The organism is Paenibacillus fonticola DSM 21315, assembly GCF_000381905.1.
In the GTDB taxonomy this organism is placed as follows: Bacteria; Bacillota; Bacilli; order Paenibacillales; family Paenibacillaceae; genus Fontibacillus; species Fontibacillus fonticola.
This window is the reverse complement of the sequence record NZ_KB907272.1, coordinates 73,060-93,741: the sequence shown is the minus strand read 5'-3', so window position 1 is coordinate 93,741 and position 20,682 is coordinate 73,060. Positions and strand designations below refer to the sequence as shown.

At 40.6% G+C, this 20,682-nt stretch carries 14 protein-coding genes, 1 pseudogene and 1 other annotated feature; of the genes and pseudogenes, 9 read left to right on the top strand and 6 right to left on the bottom strand.

What is annotated here, in order from left to right; translation table 11 throughout:
* Positions 1 to 2: 2 nt before the first annotated feature.
* The 4 genes from G358_RS30755 (at position 3) to G358_RS34635 (ending at position 10,063) form a co-directional block, all read left to right on the top strand.
* Positions 3 to 7,190, top strand: coding sequence for a non-ribosomal peptide synthetase (locus G358_RS30755; protein WP_276203572.1), 7,188 nt, complete (start codon positions 3 to 5; stop codon positions 7,188 to 7,190).
* 5 nt (positions 7,191 to 7,195) lie between these two features.
* Positions 7,196 to 8,302 carry a glycosyltransferase family 2 protein gene (locus tag G358_RS0123455; RefSeq protein WP_019639700.1) on the top strand — a complete coding sequence of 369 codons (1,107 nt, stop codon included), beginning with the start codon at positions 7,196 to 7,198 and terminating at the stop codon, positions 8,300 to 8,302.
* Between the two features lie 168 nt (positions 8,303 to 8,470).
* Complete coding sequence (locus G358_RS0123450) at positions 8,471 to 9,757, top strand: ABC transporter substrate-binding protein (RefSeq protein ID WP_019639699.1); 1,287 nt, start codon at positions 8,471 to 8,473, stop codon at positions 9,755 to 9,757.
* Positions 9,758 to 9,880: 123 nt separating this feature from the next.
* The gene (locus G358_RS34635) at positions 9,881 to 10,063 is read left to right on the top strand and encodes an IS3 family transposase (RefSeq protein ID WP_084662884.1); all 183 of its coding nucleotides are present in this window, start codon (positions 9,881 to 9,883) and stop codon (positions 10,061 to 10,063) included.
* A gap of 92 nt (positions 10,064 to 10,155) precedes the next feature.
* Here G358_RS34635 and G358_RS0123445 read toward each other — a convergent pair whose 3' ends face one another.
* The gene (locus G358_RS0123445; protein WP_019639698.1) at positions 10,156 to 10,533 is read right to left on the bottom strand and encodes a MerR family transcriptional regulator; all 378 of its coding nucleotides are present in this window, start codon (positions 10,531 to 10,533) and stop codon (positions 10,156 to 10,158) included.
* Complete coding sequence (locus G358_RS30750; protein WP_019639697.1) at positions 10,526 to 11,077, bottom strand: SDR family NAD(P)-dependent oxidoreductase; 552 nt, start codon at positions 11,075 to 11,077, stop codon at positions 10,526 to 10,528. Before G358_RS30750 ends, G358_RS0123445 begins: the two co-directional genes overlap by 8 nt.
* Positions 11,078 to 11,225: 148 nt before the next feature.
* Between G358_RS30750 and G358_RS31905 the strand changes: the two genes are divergently transcribed.
* The 4 genes and pseudogenes from G358_RS31905 to G358_RS34310 all read left to right on the top strand — a co-directional run bounded on the left by G358_RS31905 (position 11,226) and on the right by G358_RS34310 (position 15,422).
* On the top strand, positions 11,226 to 12,326 hold the full coding sequence (locus G358_RS31905; protein WP_019639696.1) for a WG repeat-containing protein: 1,101 nt from the start codon (positions 11,226 to 11,228) through the stop codon (positions 12,324 to 12,326).
* A 318-nt stretch (positions 12,327 to 12,644) separates the two neighbouring features.
* Positions 12,645 to 12,977 (top strand): annotated as a pseudogene (gene tnpA / locus G358_RS30740) (IS200/IS605 family transposase); the annotation flags it as partial.
* Positions 12,978 to 13,189: 212 nt separating this feature from the next.
* Positions 13,190 to 13,433: a binding site (T-box leader), on the top strand.
* 109 nt (positions 13,434 to 13,542) lie between these two features.
* Entirely contained in the window at positions 13,543 to 14,544 is a 1,002-nt protein-coding gene (locus G358_RS31900; RefSeq protein ID WP_019639694.1) for an alanine--tRNA ligase-related protein, read from the top strand.
* Between the two features lie 47 nt (positions 14,545 to 14,591).
* Positions 14,592 to 15,422, top strand: a complete 831-nt coding sequence (locus tag G358_RS34310) for an alanine--tRNA ligase-related protein (RefSeq protein ID WP_019639693.1) — start codon at positions 14,592 to 14,594, stop codon at positions 15,420 to 15,422.
* Positions 15,423 to 16,171: 749 nt separating this feature from the next.
* Here G358_RS34310 and G358_RS0123420 read toward each other — a convergent pair.
* From G358_RS0123420 to G358_RS0123405, 4 genes are all read right to left on the bottom strand, one after another.
* Complete coding sequence (locus G358_RS0123420) at positions 16,172 to 16,900, bottom strand: hypothetical protein (protein WP_019639692.1); 729 nt, start codon at positions 16,898 to 16,900, stop codon at positions 16,172 to 16,174.
* A 94-nt stretch (positions 16,901 to 16,994) separates the two neighbouring features.
* Positions 16,995 to 17,852 carry a hypothetical protein gene (locus tag G358_RS0123415; RefSeq protein WP_157274465.1) on the bottom strand — a complete coding sequence of 286 codons (858 nt, stop codon included), beginning with the start codon at positions 17,850 to 17,852 and terminating at the stop codon, positions 16,995 to 16,997.
* A 16-nt stretch (positions 17,853 to 17,868) separates the two neighbouring features.
* Positions 17,869 to 18,867 carry a hypothetical protein gene (locus G358_RS0123410; protein ID WP_019639690.1) on the bottom strand — a complete coding sequence of 333 codons (999 nt, stop codon included), beginning with the start codon at positions 18,865 to 18,867 and terminating at the stop codon, positions 17,869 to 17,871.
* Between the two features lie 288 nt (positions 18,868 to 19,155).
* Complete coding sequence (locus G358_RS0123405; protein ID WP_019639689.1) at positions 19,156 to 20,067, bottom strand: helix-turn-helix transcriptional regulator; 912 nt, start codon at positions 20,065 to 20,067, stop codon at positions 19,156 to 19,158.
* 103 nt (positions 20,068 to 20,170) lie between these two features.
* On the opposite strand from G358_RS0123405, the gene G358_RS0123400 reads away from it, so the two are divergent.
* On the top strand, positions 20,171 to 20,635 hold the full coding sequence (locus tag G358_RS0123400; RefSeq protein ID WP_019639688.1) for a VOC family protein: 465 nt from the start codon (positions 20,171 to 20,173) through the stop codon (positions 20,633 to 20,635).
* Positions 20,636 to 20,682 lie beyond the last annotated feature (47 nt).

Here is a 20,682-nt window from a genome sequence, read left to right as displayed (position 1 = left end):
CGCTGCGCACCAGTTTCCATATGCAGGATGGAGAACCCGTCCAGAAGATCGCACAAGAAGTTCAACTCGAATTGGAGTATGAAGAACGGATTGCAGGTGCAGAACAAGAAGAAAACCTGCTGCATGATTTTGTACATCCATTTGACCTTGGAAAGGCGCCTTTGATACGGATAAAAGCCGTAAAAATAGGGGAGGACAAAACGGTCCTGCTGCTAGATATGCACCATATCATTTCCGATGGTATGTCAGTGGATATTCTAACAAACGAATTGTCCAGGCTGTACAATGGCGAGCAGTTGCAGCCACTGAGTGTCCAATACAAGGATTACAGTGAATGGATGCGAGCAAGAGACCTGTCGGAACAGAAAAAATATTGGCTGGATGTATTTAAAGAACCGGCGCCAGTACTGGACCTTCAGCTGGATTTCGTAAGGCCGCAGACGCAAAGTTTTAAAGGCCACAGCATCAACGGGGTATTGACGGCCAAACAGAAGAAAGCGGTGGACGAGCTGTGCCGAAAGACGGGGGCAACTGCTTATATGGTATTGCTTTCCACAATGATGGTGCTGCTTGGCAAATACAGCCGACAGGAAGATATAGTCATTGGCAGTCCTATCTCGGGAAGAACGCATAAAGATACGGAGCAGATGGTGGGCATGTTTGTCAATACACTGGCTATGCGAGCATGCCCGAAAGGGGACAAAAAGGCTCTGGATTTCTTGAAGGAAATCAAGGAAAGTGCCTTGAAAGCCTACGAGAACCAGGAATATCCGTTTGAGGAACTGGTGGAATCTGTAGAAGTGCGACGGGATTTATCCAGAAACCCGCTTTTTGATGTGATGTTTGTCCTGCAAAACAACGAACAGGCGAACCTCGAAATGAACGGCTTACAAATGACAAGCATAGGCAGCGAACATACCGTCGCAAAGTTCGACCTCACTTTAAGCATAGGTGAAATGGAAGACGGCTATGCCATGACCTGGGAATACTGTACTGATCTGTTCGAGCTGGAAAGTGTAAAACGGATGATGAAACACTTCAGCCACCTGGTGGACGAACTGACGGAAAATCCTGAGCGGAAGATCAGCGAACTGAGTGTGATAGACGAAGAAGAACAGAGGCTGATCATTGAGACCTTCAATGACACGGCTGCGGAATACCCAAGGGAAAAAACAGTCGTAGAGCTGTTTGAAGAACAGGTTCAGAAGACGCCGGATCATATCGCGGTCGTATTTGCAGACGAAACAATGAGTTATGCGATGCTGAATGAAAAAGCAAATCAGTTGGCATACAAACTGCGTGAGCTTGGTGTCAGAGCAGATGACAGGGTTGCGATCCTGGCCCAAAGAAGCATGGAGATGATTATCGGCATTTATGGGATTATAAAGGCAGGCGGCGCCTACATGCCGGTAGATCCTAGCTATCCAGAGAATCGTATCCAGTATATGCTGGAAGATTGCCGGCCGAAAGCAATCTTGCTGGGAAGGGCGGAACTGCCGTTCAAAGGGGATATTCCGGTCATAGACCTGTATGATAAGGAGGTCTATTCAGGCGAGGCTGCAAACCCAGTGCATGTCAATACGCCACAGGATTTGATATATGTCATCTATACATCAGGAACAACCGGAAAGCCCAAAGGAGTCATGATCGAACATCGCAACGTGGTTAATTTTATAGAAGGCATGCCAGAACGCATCTCTTTCGAGCCGGGTCGGTCGGTGTTATCTATGACGACTATATCTTTCGATATTTTTGTGTTGGAGACGCTATTGCCGCTTGCAAAGGGCTTGGAAGTAATTCTCACGACTGAGGATCAAAATTCAAACCCGGACAAATTAGCGGCGCTGCTAGATGACACGTCCATCGATGTGATTCAGTTGACCCCTTCTAGGTTGCAAATGCTGCTAAGCTCGCCTAGTGTGAACAAACATCTGGCAAAGGTAAAAGATATTCTAATAGGTGGAGAAGCGATGCCTCAACCTTTGCTTGACCGGCTTAAAGCGGTCACACCAGCCCGGATATATAACATGTACGGGCCGACCGAAGCAACAGTATGGGCGTTAGTTGACCGTCTGGATAACTGCGATTCGCTCACGATCGGGAAACCAATTGCGAATACGAGAGTTTACGTGACCGATGCGGATAATCGGATGCTTGGTATCGGGATGCCTGGCGAATTATGGATAGCAGGTGCAGGCTTGGCCAGAGGATACCTGAACCGGCCGGAACTGACTGCAGAAAAGTTTGTCGAGAATCACTTCGGAGAGGGCAGGATGTACCGTTCGGGCGACCTGGCAAGATGGCTTCCCGATGGAAATATCGAGTACATGGGAAGAATTGATGAACAGGTAAAAATCCGCGGCTTCCGAGTTGAATTGGGTGAAATCGAAAGTGTCCTGCGCAAACAACCTGCGGTTAAAGATGTAGCCGTGGCGGTCAAGGAGAAAAACGGAGACAAAAGTATTTGTGCCTATGTCGTATCGGATCAGCAAATACGAACAGGCGACATCAAAGACCGCCTTAGAAAAGAACTGCCGGAATATATGGTGCCTGCATATATTGTGCAAATCGAAAGCATCCCGCTTAATCGAAACGGGAAGCTTGATAAACATGCCCTGCCGGAACCGGAAGCAGCAAGCGGGCAGCAATATATTGCACCACGGAATGAAATCGAAGAAATTGTTGCATGTACCTTTGCAGAAGTCTTAAGTGTTAGCCTGGTCGGGATTGAAGACAACTTTTTCGAGCTGGGTGGGCATTCGCTGCGCGCAACCCGGGTTGTCAACCAAATTGAAGTAAAGACCGGAGTACGTTTGCCGCTGAAGGCCATTTTTGCCGCTCCTACTGCCCGGCTTCTCGCCATAGAAGTAGAACAAGCAAAAGAGGAAGCATACATCCCGATTCCGAAGGCGGAAGAAAAAGAAGTGTATCCGATGTCGTCGGCACAAAAGAGGTTATATCTGATTCACCAGATGGACGATGTAGGCACAGCATACAATATGCCGGCTGAGTTAGAGTTTTATGGGACTTTAAATATGGGCCGCATGAAATGCGCACTGGAGCAATTGACCATACGCCATGAAGCTCTGCGCACCAGTTACCATATGCAGGGTGGAGAAACCGTACAGAAGATCGCACAAGAAGTTCAACTCGAATTGGAGTATGAAGAACGGATTACAGTTGCAGAACAAGAAGCCCTGCTGCATGATTTTGTGCATCCATTTGACCTTGGCAAGGCGCCGCTGATGCGGATGAAAGCCGTAAAACTAGGGGAGGACAAAACGGTCCTGCTGCTAGATATGCACCATATCATTTCCGATGGTATGTCAGTGGATATTCTAACAAACGAATTGTCCAAGCTATACAATGATGAGCAGTTACAACCGCTGAGTGTCCAATACAAGGATTACAGCGAATGGATGCGAACAAGAGACCTGTCGGAACAGAAAAAGTACTGGCAGGGTGTATTTAAAGAACCAGCGCCGGTGCTGGATCTGCAGCTGGATTTCGTAAGGCCGCAGACGCAGAGCTTTAAAGGCCACAGCATCAACGGGATGTTGACGGCGAAACAGAAGACAGCGGTGGACGAGCTTTGCCGGAAGACGGGGGCAACCGCTTATATGGTGTTGCTTTCCGCGCTGATGGTGTTGCTTGGCAAATACAGCCGACAGGAAGATATAGTCATCGGCAGTCCCATTTCAGGAAGAACGCATAAAGATACAGAGCAGATGGTGGGCATGTTTGTCAATACACTGGCTATGCGAGGATACCCAAAAGGGGACAAAAAGGTTCTGGATTTCCTGAAGGAAATCAAGGAAAGTGCCCTGAAAGCCTACGAGAACCAGGAATATCCGTTTGAGGAACTGGTGGAATCCGTAGAGGTGCGACGGGATTTATCCAGAAACCCGCTTTTTGATGTGATGTTTGTTCTGCATAACAACGAACAGGCGAATCTGGAAATGAACGGCTTACAAATGACGAGCATAGATAGCGAACATACCGTCGCAAAATTCGATCTCACCTTAAGCATAGGTGAAACGGAAGACGGCTATGCCATGAATTGGGAATACTGTACCGATCTGTTCGAGCTGGAAAGTGTAAAACGGATGATGAAACACTTTAGCCATCTGGTGGATGAACTAACGGCAAATCCTGAGCAGAAGATCAGTGAACTGAGTGTGGTAGACGAAGAAGAACAGAGATTGATCATTGAGGCCTTCAATGACACGGCTGCGGAATACCCAAGGGAAAAAACAGTCGTAGAGCTGTTTGAAGAACAGGTTCAGAAGACGCCGTACCATATCGCGGTCGTATTTGAAGACGAAACAATGAGTTATGCGATGCTGAATGAAAAAGCAAATCAGTTGGCATACAAACTGCGGGAGCTTGGGGTCAGAGCAGATGACAGGGTTGCGATCCTGTCCCAAAGAAGCATGGAGATGATTATCGGCATTTTTGGAATTCTCAAGGCAGGCGGTGCCTACGTGCCGGTAGACCCTAGCTATCCGGAGAAGCGTATCCAGTATATGCTGGAAGACTGCGGGCCGAAAGCAGTCCTGCTGGGAAGGGCGGAACTGCCGATCAAAGGGGATATTCCGGTTATAGACCTAATGGATAAGGAGGTCTATTCAGGAGAGGCTACAAACCCGGAGCATGTCAATACCCCACAGGATTTGATGTATATCATCTATACATCAGGGACAACCGGACAGCCTAAAGGGGTCATGATCGAGCAGCGTAATGTAGTACGGCTGTTATTCAACGACCGTTCATTGTTCGATTTCGGGCAAGAGGATGTATGGACCCTTTTCCATTCGTTTTGTTTCGACTTTTCAGTATGGGAAATGTACGGTGCGCTATTATTCGGTGGCAAGCTGGTGATCGTTCCGAGCTGGACAGCGAGGAATCCTGTTGAATTTTTGCAGCTGATCGAGCGAGAACGAGTTACGATTTTGAACCAAACGCCGACGGCATTTTACCATCTGGTGAAGGAAGCCCTGCGGCAAGAAAAGCGCAACCTGCGAGTACGGAAGGTAATATTCGGGGGAGAAGCGCTTGTACCAGTGAAACTGCAAGCATTTCGTGCATTGCATCCGGAAGTGCAATTGATCAACATGTACGGGATTACAGAAACGACTGTGCATGTAACGTATAAAGAATTGACAGCGATGGATTTGGAAGGTAGTCGGAGTAACATCGGAAAACCGATACCGACTTTGCAGGCCTATGTGCTGAATGCCCAAGGCAAGATTGCCCCGGTTGGCGTCCCGGGTGAACTGTATGTAGGAGGGGCAGGCGTAGCGCGAGGCTATCTGAACCGCCCTGAGCTGACGGCGGAGAAATTTATTTCTAATCCGTATGAGCCCGGTGAGCGTATGTACCGTACGGGAGATTTTGCGAGATGGCTGCCGGACGGCAACATCGAATACTTGGGCCGGATCGACCAGCAGGTGAAAATCCGGGGCTTCCGAGTTGAACTTGGTGAGATTGAAAACGTATTACAGGAGATAGATTGCATAAGGGATGCAGCAGTCATTGCAAGGACAGATGCAAGCGGTGACAAAGTAATATACGCTTATCTTACATCCGATGAAACACTTGATATAAGGGATATAAGAAGCAAATTAATGAACCAGCTTCCACAGTATATGGTTCCAGCATATATGGGACAAGTTGATGCAATACCGGTTACTACAAATGGGAAGGTAGATAAACGTAGGCTAAGCATGGTTGAGATCGTTAAGAACCCAGGAACTAAAGAGTATATGGAACCTAAAAATGATAAAGAAGCTGTAATTTGTAAAGTATATAGAGACATACTTAATCATGATAAAGTCAGTACAAACGATACTTTCTTTGAACTGGGTGGAGATTCAATTAAAGCAATAAGGATTGTCTCAAAACTTAAGGAATACGGATATAACGCAAGGGTAAGAGAGATATTGAATAATACCAGTATTTCCGAACTGGCAGAATTTATTGAGGAGATTGACGGGTCCGTTCGCGAACAAAATGTATTAAATGGAGGAGTAGAAAATAAGCAGACATTTGAAGAAATAGTCAACATGGATATAGCTTCTGTTCGGTATGAAGACCAATTAGATCTTCCGGTCGTGCTGCAGGAGGAAGTAAAGGTTTATCTGCACAGAAGCCTGCCGTTATGCATTATTCTTGCGTATGACAATTATAAGGGATGGTATTATTCCAATTATATTCAGATTTTTTCCCAAGATGATGAACATGGCCACACCGAATTAAACTATATAGAGCCAAGAGACTCATACATGGATGTATCTGAGGTTATTTGCCTTGGATACCACATGTTTAGGGAGAATGAGGATTTTGTAGATTTTATAAAGAATAAACTACGTCTTGGATATTATCTAATTGCAAACGTTGATGAGATGGAATTGAAAAACAAAAATGCATATCAGCGGGATCATTTTATTCATGCGTCATTAATCTATGGATATGATGATAATAAGAGGACTCTTCAGGGAATCGGTTTTGATGATTCAGGAATATTCTCGTATCTGGAATTTGATTATGATGAAATGCAGCGTGCATTTACTAGTGGGAAGAAATACTATAAGACGAGTGCCCCGTGGTGCGAATGGTCGGCTGTGCAGTTGGTAAGACCCAAAACACCAGATAAAAAGTTTGTATTTAATAACAGGAAATTCCTCACGGACTTACATGATTATGTACATTCGGTTGAAGACTCGTACAGGCTTTATACATTTGGCTACAGTGAGGATAAAACTGAATTAGGAATTAGCACTTACGATGTAGTAATCGAAAGGTTAAAAGAGAAAGAAAAAACAGGACGATCCACAATTGATTACCGTGCAATTCACTTAATCCATGAGCACAAACAAGGATTATATAATCGAATTCGTTATCTGGATGATATTTATGGATTAAGTGAGGAGGTTAAAAATGAAAATCAGAAATTACATGAGCTAGTTGAGGACATCAATAAAGTACGAATCAAATGGTTATCTATTGAGTATAATGCGGGATCCGACATTGCTAAAGTTAATGCAGTAACAAGAGAGCTTATAAGTGATATAACAAACCTAAAAATCAAAGAGATTCCGATAATAACGAAGCTTTATGAATTACTTGAAAAGCAGCTTGGCAATAAAAAGGTAAAGGTAAATCCGGATCATTTTATAAAAATGGGGTGAACGAGTTGAATAAATATAGCTTTGTGATTCCGTCATATAATAGCAAAAAATTATTGAGAAATACGCTGAAGTCATTAGACTATCTTATTACCAATAAAAATATAGGATATGAAGTAATAGTAGTGGATGATGGTTCAAACGATGGTACAGATAGATATATTCAGAAGATAAATGTTAAATATGAGATAAAGTATATCTATTTACAAAGAGAACATGACTCCTCAAGATCGAAGGCCAGAAATGAAGGCATGAAAGCGGCAAAAGGAAATATCATTGTATTTATCGATGCGGATATCATTGTAAGACCTGAGTATCTATTGAATTTGGACAAATTCTATCAGTTCAGTGATGAAATAGCTGTAGCAGGTATAAGATTACTTATTAACGAGAATATAGACGACTCTATGGTCGATGACAAGTCTATTTATGATGAAAGTTGTTTAAAGAATTTAAGAATAGGAATGGATTTCAGATATGATATATTTGAAGAGTTATCATACAATGCCGGAGGAATGACTGCGCCATTTTTGTATGCTCTAACCTGCAATCTGGCAGTTCCGAAAAAATGGATTGATAAAACAACAGGATTCGATGAAGAGCTTATTAAATGGGGCATTGAAGATATTGAGTTTGTATACCGTATGTATTGTCAGGGGATGAGGATTGCCATTAATCCCAAAGATTATGTTATTCATCAATTTCATGGAGTAGAGCAGACGGATGTGATAAATGCTAAATATGAGGAGGATATCAAGTATAATACGAACATTTTTATCAAAAAGCATCCTTCTTTTTTGAGACTTTCCAATGAAAAAGTATACGAATTATTTAGAAGTATTGGCACCCGCTATAAGGACATTGAGAGGAATGATTTAAAGGAAAGCGTTATTATTAATATAACTCAGGAAGATAGGATTGGGGAGATTAAAAAGAAAGTAACAACACTTTGCAAAGAGAAAAAGATAAATATAATAATAAATGATTATGTTAAAGATAATGATTTATATATATGGATTCAACTCTTGAAAAATGTAAATGCTAAAATTAAATATTATCCTTTTCCGAGAGTCTGTCCAGAGTTTTGTGTAAATTCTCGTGAAGTATTAGCTTAGCGAAGGTAACGTTCTGGACGCCGCGATTTTTCAGCTCGTTTAGGACTGAGCCAGAACTTGGCCAACTCGTTCTCGCCGCTCCCCTGGGTAGGGGGCGGCCTTATCTTTACCATTGTGAAATGTTAATAGTAACAGAAAAAAAGTAACATTCTCAGCAGGGGGAATCAAATGAGGAAGAAGAGTTTATTTATAGCGGTAATTTTGTCACTTGCTTGCATCTTGCTTTTATCTTGCTCTAATCATCCGCAAAATGCTTCTGTGAGTTTAAAGATAATGTATGATAATTCAGATGAGTTTTTTAGAAAATACGGAAACGTATTTCTAACAAAATTTCCGGAGTATCAAATCGATGTCATTCCACTTGATCAATATTACAAAGATGGCTTAACAAATGAAGAGTTTAATAATCTAGTTGAGTCTGAAATGCCTGATATTATATTGGTGAACAATATTCAAAATTCCATAAATGAAGGGTTGTTGCTTGACTTGGATCCGTTTATTGATAAGGACAGCAGCCTAAATGAAATAAGTGAGAACATAATGAGTTATTTACGGAAACAAGGCGAGGGGAGTTTATATGTGATTTCCCCAACATTTACTGGACAAGCGTTGTATTATAACAAAGATATGTTTGATCATTTCAATATTGAATATCCAACTGATCAGATGACATGGGATGACGTTTTCTTACTTGCATCTAAATTTTCAAATGTGACTTATAATAATACAACTAGCTATGGATTTTATTACAATGGCACTAATTTGTTTAGTTTAGCAACTGATATTGCCTTAAGTAGTCAAATGACTTTTACAGATCGTACCGGAAACATAACTCTATATTCTGATAGATGGAAGAGGATTATAGAGATAATTTCATCTTCCGTACAACAAGGCTCTCTTGCAATAGGTGAAAAATCACAAGGGGAGCCATACGCGGATAATTTATTTTTTCTCGGCAATGCTGCTATGACCACCGATTATTCCAATGCTATGACTTTTTTTTCAAAGGCAAGCTTCGATTGGGATTTGGTGACGATCCCAGTTGACCCGTCAACACCTGATCAAAGTGCATCCATTCATGTAAATAATATGTTTGGAATTTATTCAAAATCAAACCATTCCGAAGCGGCATTTAAATTTCTTGAGTTTATTTGCAGTAAAGACTTTGCACATACGATGCTAAGATCCGGAATAAATGATCAATTAATAGCCAATGAAGATGTAGTTAAAGAAATGGACAAATTACATAATTTAGAAGCATTCTATAAATTAAGACCTATTGATATGGTTTATCCGTTTATCCCATTACACTTTGGTACAAAAATGTATGAACTGGGTGACGAGGCTATTCGTTCGATCATTGAAGGGGAGAAGGATCTTGATACTGCAATGAAGCAGCTGCAAGAAGAGAGCCAATACCTTTTAGAATATGAAAAAAAGAATGAAACAGAGTAAACTATCTGGTATTGTCTAATGACACAAAAGTGGATACATTTAATAAAGCTAAAAAGCCTGATTTATCGGGCTTTTTTTATTTTATGTTGCTAAAATTGTGTCATTAAAAATGCAGAAAAGTGACTGCATCGAATCCTTTTTTTTTCGCATCTCAAGACAGAGAAGTTAAACCTTCACCAGTGTAAGTCAGAAAGAGAGATTCATCAAGCCGTCGAGGATTATATTTATTTCTATAACTACCAACGTTTTCAGGCAAGACTCAAACAGCGCGCGCCGATAGAGTATCGGCACGCGCTGGCTGCTTAGCTTTTTTCATCTGTCTACTTGACAGGGGTATTACCATCTATCCTTTGTCCGGTCAGGTTTATTGTTTCCTTCAAAATGATTGAACACTTCCTTCAGAACTTCTCACTATACTTTTCAAGCTTGTGTTCAATCATAGATAAATATGCAATTAATTGATTAACTTGGTTCAAAATCCGCTCCTGTTGCCGACTCAGGAGGTCGACACGTTTTGGGATAGTTTCATCACCTTGGAGGGTTAATTGTGCAAAAGTCTTCATTTCTTCAATGTTCATGCCAGTGTCTCGGAGACAGCAGGTGAACTCAATCCACTGCATGTCATCCTCGTCAAAGACTCTTGTGCCGAATTCGTCTCGTTTAATAGGGGGGAGAATCCCCTCCTTTTCATAATAGCGTAAGGTATGAATAGATAGACCGGTTAGCTCTGCAACCTTGCCAATCGAGTATTTAATAAAAGCCTCCCCCTTAATCAAGAACTTGGCTGTGCACGTACGCTTTAAACTCTTCGTCGTTTAATTGTTCGCGAAGATTCAATGTTTCCTCAGCATCTTGGCCAGCGGGATACCTTAATTGATTACTTTCGTCTGTTACTGCCCTAAAAATGGTTTGAGCGACCATTTCTGCTGTGGCCTGTAGATGAGCATTCTTCTGGATGAATTTCTCAAACACCTTATTGAAAGATTCGGAGAAATCATTATAGTCTGACAGCAATTCATCGTGCAATCTTTCGGCTGAGCTGTACCACGGAGTTCTTACAATGCCCGGCTCGATTAATTTAACTCGAATATTCTGGGAAGCCAGTTCGTAAGATAGCGATTCGGAGAAGCCCTCTACGGCAAACTTAGTTGCATGGTATAAAGAGGTTAGAGGAAACGTGATTCTTCCTCCTTGAGAAGAAATATTTACAATCATGCCTTTCTGATTTGCTCTAAAATGCGGTAATAGGGCTTGCGTCACTCGCATTAACCCGAAAACATTTACGTCAAACTGGTGTCCGTAAGACTGCGGAAACAGCATTTTTCTGATCAGCAGTATGTGGGCGGGCGAAATGTGGGATTAAGCGAATGTTTTTTGTGATTTATTCCCAATCACTCACAACAAAACCGGTACAAGCGTCGTCTATACTAAAGAATGGAAAATAGTCTCTGAGGAGCGTGGACAACTGTTGCTTAAAAAGATGGTTCTTACTCTTATATTTACGACGATGGTATTCAGTACAAACGTGGCGGAGCAATCGCAGGCTGCCAGTGCGACCGCTATACAGGCGCAGACAGGCGATCAACTGTATCCGATTGAAGTTAACGGAAAATACGGTTTCATAAACGGCAAAGGAAAGGAGATCATCGAGGCGGTGTATGACGGATACGGGTATTCAGGAGTAGCCGGAGGGACGGTGTATGTCGAGGACCATGCGGCTAAAAAGCAATATTATTTCAGTTCGGCGGGCAGCAAGCTGTTCGAATACAAGCTGAGAGATGCCGGCATTCTTTATAATGACCGTGCGCTGTATACGACGCAGGTTCAGAACGCTGACGGAGCTACGGCGACACGATACGGATATATAGACAGCCATGGCAAGGTGAGCATACAGCCCATCTACGCCCAGGCGTTTAATTTCTCCGAAGGTCTGGCTCGGGTCAATGTGGGCAAAGCATCGGGGTACATCAACACGAAGGGCGAACTGGTCATTCCGTACCGGTATAGCTCGACGTCCGATTTCTCCGAAGGTATGGCGGCCGTAGTGCTTGCGTTCGGCGGCAAATACGGCTATATCGACACCACCGGCAAGCTCCGCATTACGCCCCGGTATGATTACGCCACACCGTTTTCAAACGGGGCGGCAGTAGTTTACGTGAACGGAAAATACGGATACATCGACAAAAACGGCAATTACCTGCTAAAACCGCAGTTCAGCATGGCGCAGCCGTTCTCGGAAGGACTCGCTTTTGTCGAGCGTAATGGAGTCACCTTCTATATCAACAAGAAGGGCGCCAAAGTCATCCAGGGCTTTACAGCCGGAGGTTTGTTCAAGGGCGGCCTGGCTCCGGCCAGCCAGGGGCAGAGGTACGGCTATATCAATACATCCGGCCGTTTTGTGATCAAGTCGCAATTCTATTGGGCTGACGCTTTTAACGGCGAATTGGCGGTGATAAGCTTGCTCGTTCCGAATTCGCGCGAGGAAATCAGAGGGTACATGAACCGCAGCGGAGCGATCGTCTGGCCACCGGCTTCCGAACTTCCGAACGGAGTGACAAAACTACAGTAAGGCAGAACAACTGAGCTTCAGATTGTATCGGAAAAAGAGCGCATTATAACAATTAAATTCTAATGGCAAATAATGGAAAATCAAATCCGTTGCAGATTCAAATCCAACGGGTTTTTATTGTCGAGGGACAAGAGCATGGTCCCATTGAAAGTCGCTATTATAGCGGCTTTTTTATTTCAGGCTTTTAGCCAGTTGAGTGCGTGAAACGCGCGAAACAAAAAACCACCCGCTATGCGGGTGGAGGGATCGAGGGTTTGACCACCAAGACCATTCCGATAAAATTGAGATGTTCAGGCTCAATGAAAGGAATGGTCTTAGATGGCAAACAAGAACTATAGTCTAGCTCACACGAAGTGGATGTGCAAATACCACATTGTCTTCACCCCGAAGTATAGACGGAAAGAGATCTATAATCAAGTGAGGAAAGACTTGATTGAAATTTTCAAACGTCTATGTAAGTACAAGGGAGTGGAGATTTTAGAAGGTCATATGATGCCAGATCATGTGCACATGCTGGTAGCCATTCCGCCAAAGATATCGGTATCATCGTTCATGGGATATCTGAAGGGGAAAAGTTCGCTAATGATCTTTGAAAAGCATGCACAACTAAAGTATAAATATGGGAATCGAAAATTTTGGGCAGAAGGATATACCTCGGCCAGATCTTTCGGATATTTAGCTGCCGGAGTCTTCGTTTTTTTAAGAAATCCTGGGTCCAAGATCTTCCATCCCAATAATCGATCCAACGCGTTATTTTTCCTTTATCATTAATGGTAGAATCGACAGACTTATACCTTATAAAAAATAGTGAAATTAAATTGACGGAGCAAGTTGAGTATGATAGCATTGGTTTAATTTAATACGAAAAGGCTATGATGAGAAATAGTAGCTATTAGGGATCTCACAGAGAGAAGATGGTTGGTGCGAATCTTCATTGATCTAATAGTGAAGCAGTCTCGGAGCTGTGAACCGAACAGAGGGATCTTAGTAGGCTTCAACGGAGTTCCACCGTTATTCAGGAAACAATATCGGAGATATCCCGTATTGATAGAGTGCAGAGAAATCTGAAATTAGGTGGTAACACGGACATAATAGTTCGCCCTAAGTTGACAAGAAATATGTCAGCTCAGGGCTTTTTTGTTTTATTTCTTCTCGTTTGAATATTTACAAAATAATTTTCCGAAAATATATAATAATTGAAATGGAGGTACTGAGCATGGTGAAAATGACACCAGATGAGTTAAGAAAATCATATATTGATTTTATGAAAGGAATAGGGGCTAGCCAAGTGCCCTCTTCTAGCTTGTTACCAGAAAATGATCCCTCAACGTTGTTTACAGGAAGTGGAATGCAACCTATGGTTCCATATTTATTGGGGGAAAAGCATCCGATAGGTAATGAGATTGCTAATATTCAGAAGTGTTTAAGGACAGTGGATATTGATGAAGTAGGAGATACGTCGCATCTGACATTTTTTGAAATGATAGGTCGATGGGAGTTTAAAGCAAATGAAAATAACTATAAGAAAAAGCAAATCGATGCCATTTGGAATTGGCATATTATCGAATTAGGAATTGATCCTGGCAGGCTGTATATCAGTGCTTTTATAGGAAGTGATGATTTGAATATACAGAAAGATACGGAAGCCATTCAAATCTGGTCAGAAAAATTCAAATCAGTTGGTATAGAACCTATTATTGAGGATGATCCATATAAATATGGGACATCTAGAGGTGGGAAAATATTCTTATACGATGAAAAAGAAAATTGGTGGTGTAGAGCCGGAAGTCCATTAGATATGCCTGTTGGTGAACCAGGTGGGCCTGATAGTGAAATGTTCTATGATCTTGAACCAGGCGGTGATTCACTGGATCATCCTGCTTCTGTAAGCGAAAGATTTTTAGAAATTGGGAACAACGTATTTATGTGTTACAAAAAAGAAGACACAAGATTTGTAAAAATGCAAAATCCCAATATTGATTATGGAGGCGGATTAGAAAGGATTGCAACAGCCCTTAATGGTGAAAAGGACATTTATAATACGGCTTTCTTCCTGAATCCCAAGAAAAAATTGATGGAGTTAAGTGGTAAACAATATACTGACGATTTAAAGTCGTTTAGAATCATACTTGATCATGTGAGAGCCGCTACTTTTCTAATTAATGATGGTGCGGAGCCAGCTAATAGTGATGCAGGGTATAAACAAGAAGGTTATTAAGAAGGGCGATTCGTGCAGGTAAAAAAATAGGTATACAAGGAAGTTTTGTGGGTGAGTTGTCTGAAGTTTATATAGATGAAGCAACAGCTTATGAAGATTTGATCAGTAATAAAAAGAAAGTTATCGAAATAGTAAATAAGGAAGAAAATCTTTTCTATAGAACTTTACAGCAAGGAGAAATTGAAATACAAAAACATCTTAAGAATAAAGGTAAAGTTACAGGTGCAGACGCCTTTTATTTTTACGAAACATATGGGTTTCCCTTGGAATTAACGGAAGAGTTCCTAACTGAAAGTGGATATAGCATGGAGGACAAGGCGTCTTATGTAGAGGCGGCAAAGAAACATGCTGAAAAGAGCAGAACTGCTTCTGCGGGTAAATTTAAAGGTGGATTAGCTGAACATTCAACGGAAACAACAGCGCTACACACTGTATCTCATTTATTACTTGCTGGTTTAAGGGAAGTTTTAGGTGATCATGTTCATCAACAAGGAAGTAATATTACTTCAGAACGATTAAGGTTTGACTTCAACCATGATGAAAAACTTACGCCAGAGCAAATAGCTGAGGTGGAGAAGTATGTTAATGATGCGATTTCGTCAAAAGCAATTACATATATTTCAGAAATGCCTAAAACTGAAGCGAAAGCAAGTAATGTTGTAGGGAATTTTTGGGATAAATATCCGGATATCGTTAAGGTGTATACAATCAAAGATAACGAAGGGAAAGTTTGGAGTAGAGAAGTATGTGGAGGTCCTCATGTAAAAGATACAACAAACTTAGGAAAGTTCAGTATTAAAAAAGAACAATCTTCTTCTGCTGGAGTTAGAAGGATTAAAGGAGTGATTGATAAATATTTCCAGAACGCGGAACAATAGCTGATGTTTTAGGATTGCCATTTGTAACAACGTTATGAGTTGCCGGGAATCCAGGATGAATGATAAATCCGGCAATCGAAAAGGGTTTGACATCGCTTGGCCTTTCCGTTGGCGGTACCGGAGCACAGTATTCAAAGAAAAAGCAATTCGGATTTAATCCGAATTGCTTTTTTACTGCAAGGAAGGGGATCTTATAAAAAAACAGACGAAAATCGAGCTATATGGTGTATGACACTACTAAATGAAGTAGTTACTAGGCATTAAATCGATTTATAGACATATGTACAAAATACGGGTTTTGTGAACATGTATAGAGCCCATGTGTGGATTTATGTGTCCTCATACTTGTCAAAAATAATTTGGCCGCTAAATGAGGAGTTTCGAAATATTAAGAAAGTTCCTGTTGCTAATAAAACAAGTAGTAATACAAGTAGTAATATATATACAATGTAAGCTAATATTTTTATTGTTAATTAGAACCCACCCCTATTATCCATGTTGTAGATTTTAGTAACCTTTTGGCTTTATTCATAAACCTTTAAATGTTCCTACAAAGGCGCAGAATAAAAAAACATATGATTTTCTTTTTCATTCAGCAATTCCCTCCCCTCGTTTGAGCTGCTCATAACGTACAGGGCCTGACCGGAGCATTCCGCGCGATCTCCAATACAGATGAGAGATCGTTGATGTCGCCTGTATCTGGCTGTTCTCTCCCCTACTATACTTTGAGGCAAGAAGTGCAACCTCTACTATCCCGAATGACTGGTGACACTTTTTTTCGTTTTTAAGACGCGTTCTGACTTAGCTTTTTTTCTACGAGCTTTTTTTAATAACTTCTGAGGATTAAAAGGACCGTGTGCTTTCTGATAAGGCCTAAATAATATGATGTTTATTATGGTGGTAATGGCTAGTAAAATCGTTATGACTCTCAATGGGACTATAAGAGATGGAAGCAGATATTTTATAGAACTATACATAGTAATCAAGTCGACAAGAATAAGACCAAGGTATTTCAGATGAACTTTATTACTTAGTAAATCGTAATGTTTTCGATAGGTATGGATAGCTGAAGGGACAGATAGTGGTAAAACAATAGACATAAGAATGAAAGTTAAACCATGTGAAAACAACCATATGTAGATTTTTGAATAAATGGATAGTACGTTATATAGTCCAGGAAAGGAATTCAGCAGAGGGTCAGATACTCCGAATAACCCCAATACTTTATCTAATACATAATTTAAAAGAATAATCATAGCTGGGATAGTTACCAGTAATATTCTAATTACTTTGAAACCCAATAATCTATCCCACTTTCCGACAAAATCTATTACTTTGTTAGTAAATAGAAATATAGGCGATTCATGATACTCTAGCAATGTTCTTGCTACTTTCGAATTAATTCGTGGATCAGAGGTATCAATTGATTTAACATGTTTACGATTCAGTTTCTTATTAGTTCGTCGTTTCTTTTTCATAAGACAGTTCCCCCTAACAAAATGTTCTATACAATCAATTACGATTTAAATATAAGGCAGTTCCATTAATTATACTTACCTACTCTTCTAACCCCTAAACTAATTGTTCCCTCCAAAAAAGCTTCAATTCACCGATTTGATTCCAAGTTTTTAAATAAGTGATTCTCCCTAATCCCTCGGTCCACTTTTTTATAGAAAACTCCTTAGTGTTTCTCCATATTTCTTGAAAAACTTCACCTGTTTTTAAAATTTCTGTTCTTACATAAATTCCAAACTTTTCGAACTCTTCTTTTATTTTTGCAATGAAGTGATTTAGCCCCTCTATGGACGCATCAAAAAAAATTTGAACCCAATCGTTTGTAGATGCTCCTAATCCCCTTGGAGTCCCTTTTTCTGCCAAACCATCGAGAGCGATATAATCCAAGCGAGGTGATTCTTTTCCATTTGCGGTTGTATGATTCGGCTCATCCAACCAGTCGTTATATTTTTTCGATCCGTAAGCAAATTTCCACCAGTAATCAGGCGGCTTGGATTCAAAGGTAGTAAGTTGTTCTTGTACAGTTACCAAATCCTCAGATAACCAAGCCCATAGCCCGTTAGGATTTTCGTCATTCCTTATGAAACTAAAGAAATCTCTGGTAATCGGGGCTAATAACGCTTTAAACTCTGGTCTGGTCTCATGTATGATGGCAAATGGCCAAATCGAATAACTAACAACATCAGGTCCCATAACCTTAAGTAACTGTTGGGTTCCTAACAATGTCAGTAGTTCGATCCAAATAGAGCCGTCCATCCAAGGAACTACACGTTGAAACGCAAGAGTTAAGATGGATTGCCATTTACTTTTTGGCAAAACATCATAGGAGAAAGCAGTATTGGTAATAAGATTTCTAAGAAACTCTATTGCTTTCGGTCCATTATACTGATCAAGTTGAATGGTCTTACGCATCAAATTTATTACTTCTCCTCTAAACAATTGCAAAACTAAATCCCGCTCTTCGGGTAGTACTCCTACACGGAAAACCCCTTCCACTTTCCCTAGTTTCCAAATCTGCTGGTCCTAGTTGTACACTGTAGGGCATCTCGTAAACCAGTGTGTTCAACATCTGATCAAAAGATCTGGAAGCGATATCAGCAACATAGGGTATATTATCAATGACAGCCTGTTTGAGTTCCTCACTCATACTGATCGACCAAAGATCCCAATGAATAGTTGGAATCCCCATTAATGATGCAACATTACGCAAAGCATAACGTTCATGTGGAAGCAATATAAAAGCTTCTGGGCCTTTAAACATGACCCGGCCACCAGTCTCACTGAAAATATTTTTATAATACTGTTTACCATCTATCTCCTCACTTACAAATTCACCGGATATATAATTGGAATGGGTTTTCCATTGATGTTTTAATAAATAATCCGCCCATTTACTTATTAAACGCTGCGCTAGTGAGCAAACATTCACGTCACTGTTTGGACATGTGTACGAGTAATAGGCAGCGGCTACAATAGCCCCGAAGCTATCTTTACTTAAGGGACTGTTACGGATTCGGCTGTTATGTGCATCATATTCATTGTAACTCGGGTGGCGAATGGGATGGACTTGACCCTCCATATCTTTATTTCCCCAACTAAGGATTAGCAAAGTATTTAACAGTTCTTTAAGTTTTTCGTTTGCAAAGGTTTTTTCCCAGTCGTCTTCGCTATAGTTACCTGTTGCAATACCAACTACAGCAATCGCCGTATGTAATGTAGCTTCTCCAAGTGTTGTCGGTAAACTATTATCATAATCAATGATGTAACCATAGTTATCTCGAAAGCCTCTCATACCAATACTTCTATGATTTAACAACTCCTCACGAGCTTGTTGACGGTAATCAATTATAAAAGGGACAAACCACTCTGTTAAAGGTAACCATGGATCTGGAATAAAACCTGTATCACTGGCAATGTGATTCATATTCAATTTAGATACTCCTTTCACCTGATGGAATTAGGTCAACAATCTTAGGTTTTCCATTGGAGCATTAATAATACAAATACCCTTTTGGGGGAATATTCCAGAACCCATGTACAAGGACTCCTGCAACTTCATACGTTCTTGTCTTCTATCATCTTTAACAAGACACAAGCTTGACCTTTTCCAGGAGTTGATGAGCTCCAAAAAAATAAAAAGCAAAACCATACCCTAAAAATAGGATGCCCGGTTTTGCCTCATTTAACTGTAACAACCCGCTACGAATACGCTTACCAGTTAAGAATATATCTCCACCATCTTAATTAAATAATTACGAAATTCTTCAACGTATGTTTTGGGTTCTATGATTTTTAGATTTGTACCGTAGCTTGCTAAAAATTGAAATCCAACATTGTTTTGAGGAACATGGATGGTGGCTAAGAAATAGTCAGAACTATAGTTTTCAATACTCTTTCGGCCATACCTTTCAATGAATTGATCTTTTATGCTGGGCAAAATCAACGCCTTAATAGCAACTAATTGCGGTTGATAATTTGCTTCATCTTTTTGTTCCAATGCATAGTCTCTAGGGTTAAATGTGTTTTCTTCCATACGAAGATGATCGATCCTGGATAATTTAAATGTTCTATATCTCTGACGATGTAAACAGAATCCCTGCAAATACCAACTCGTTTCGCTAAAATGAAGCTGATATGGCTCGACAATTCGATTCGTCGTGATGCCATTTTTATCAATATAATCAAATGAAACTAACCTTCTCTTTAATATCGATTCTTGGCATATCTTCAAGGTTTGAATAATCTCAGACCTACCCTCCCAATCATAAAACGACAGTTGGATTGGACCTCTCGGAGACATTGGGCTAACCATGGCTTCTATTTTTTTAATAGTCACTTCAACTTCTTCACTAATTAGAATTTGTTCCAATCCGCCGAGCGCAGTCAATATATTCTCCAAGTCGGAGCTGCTTAAAAGCCGCTTATCAACCTTGTATTCATCCATAATGCCATAGCCACCATTAATTCCATGGATAGAATAGATCGGGATGTTTGATAAACTCAATGTTTCCATATCACGAAGAATCGTTCTTTTGGAAACGTTAAATAATTGTGCGAATTCTTTTGCTGTAACGACATCTTTTTTCAGCAATATCATGATGATAGATATTAACCTCTCGGCCTTCTCCATGTTTTCCCCTCCTTTTTTTTGCACTTTATTAATAAAAAGTGACATACATATGTCACCACTAATAAATTATACTTCATTTATCATAAGAAGGAGGTATGACTTTATGTCAGCTATTGCATATTTAAATTTTGATGGAATCGCAGAACAAGCGATAGAATTTTATTCAGAGGCTTTAAATGCATACGAGGTAAAAAAGGTAAAATTCAGCGATTTTCCGCAAGATCCAAACTATCCATTGCCAGAAAATGAATTAAATATGATCATGGAGTCTTCAATAGAATTCGCAGGCGGGAAAATCATGATGTCGGATATTCTACCTTCGATGAAGAGTGTAACGGGGGAGTTGGTAAAAGGGAACAATATACTGATTAGTATCGTTATTGATGATAAACAGACACTGGAAAATTACTTTTCCAATTTGTCTGTAGGTGGTTATGTTGTCATGCCGTTATCAGAAATGCCTTGGTCTTCCTGCTTCGGAATGTTGGCCGATAAGTTTGGTGTAGTTTGGAAATTTAATAGTGACGCAGATAAGTTCCTTGATAAAGTGATTTCTAACAAACAGTAACTCATTACAAAAATGGTCTTGCATTGGACAGGATTGGCACTCCCTTC

Excerpts from the sequence above, each read along its gene's own strand:
- G358_RS0123450 (WP_019639699.1), top strand. The coding sequence starts at position 8,471 with ATGAGGAAGAAGAGTTTATTTATAGCGGTAATTTTGTCACTTGCTTGC.
- G358_RS30750 (WP_019639697.1), bottom strand. The coding sequence starts at position 11,077 with ATGCTGTTTCCGCAGTCTTACGGACACCAGTTTGACGTAAATGTTTTC.
- G358_RS31900 (WP_019639694.1), top strand. The coding sequence starts at position 13,543 with ATGGTGAAAATGACACCAGATGAGTTAAGAAAATCATATATTGATTTT.
- G358_RS0123420 (WP_019639692.1), bottom strand. The coding sequence starts at position 16,900 with ATGAAAAAGAAACGACGAACTAATAAGAAACTGAATCGTAAACATGTT.
- G358_RS0123405 (WP_019639689.1), bottom strand. The coding sequence starts at position 20,067 with ATGGAGAAGGCCGAGAGGTTAATATCTATCATCATGATATTGCTGAAA.
- G358_RS0123400 (WP_019639688.1), top strand. The coding sequence starts at position 20,171 with ATGTCAGCTATTGCATATTTAAATTTTGATGGAATCGCAGAACAAGCG.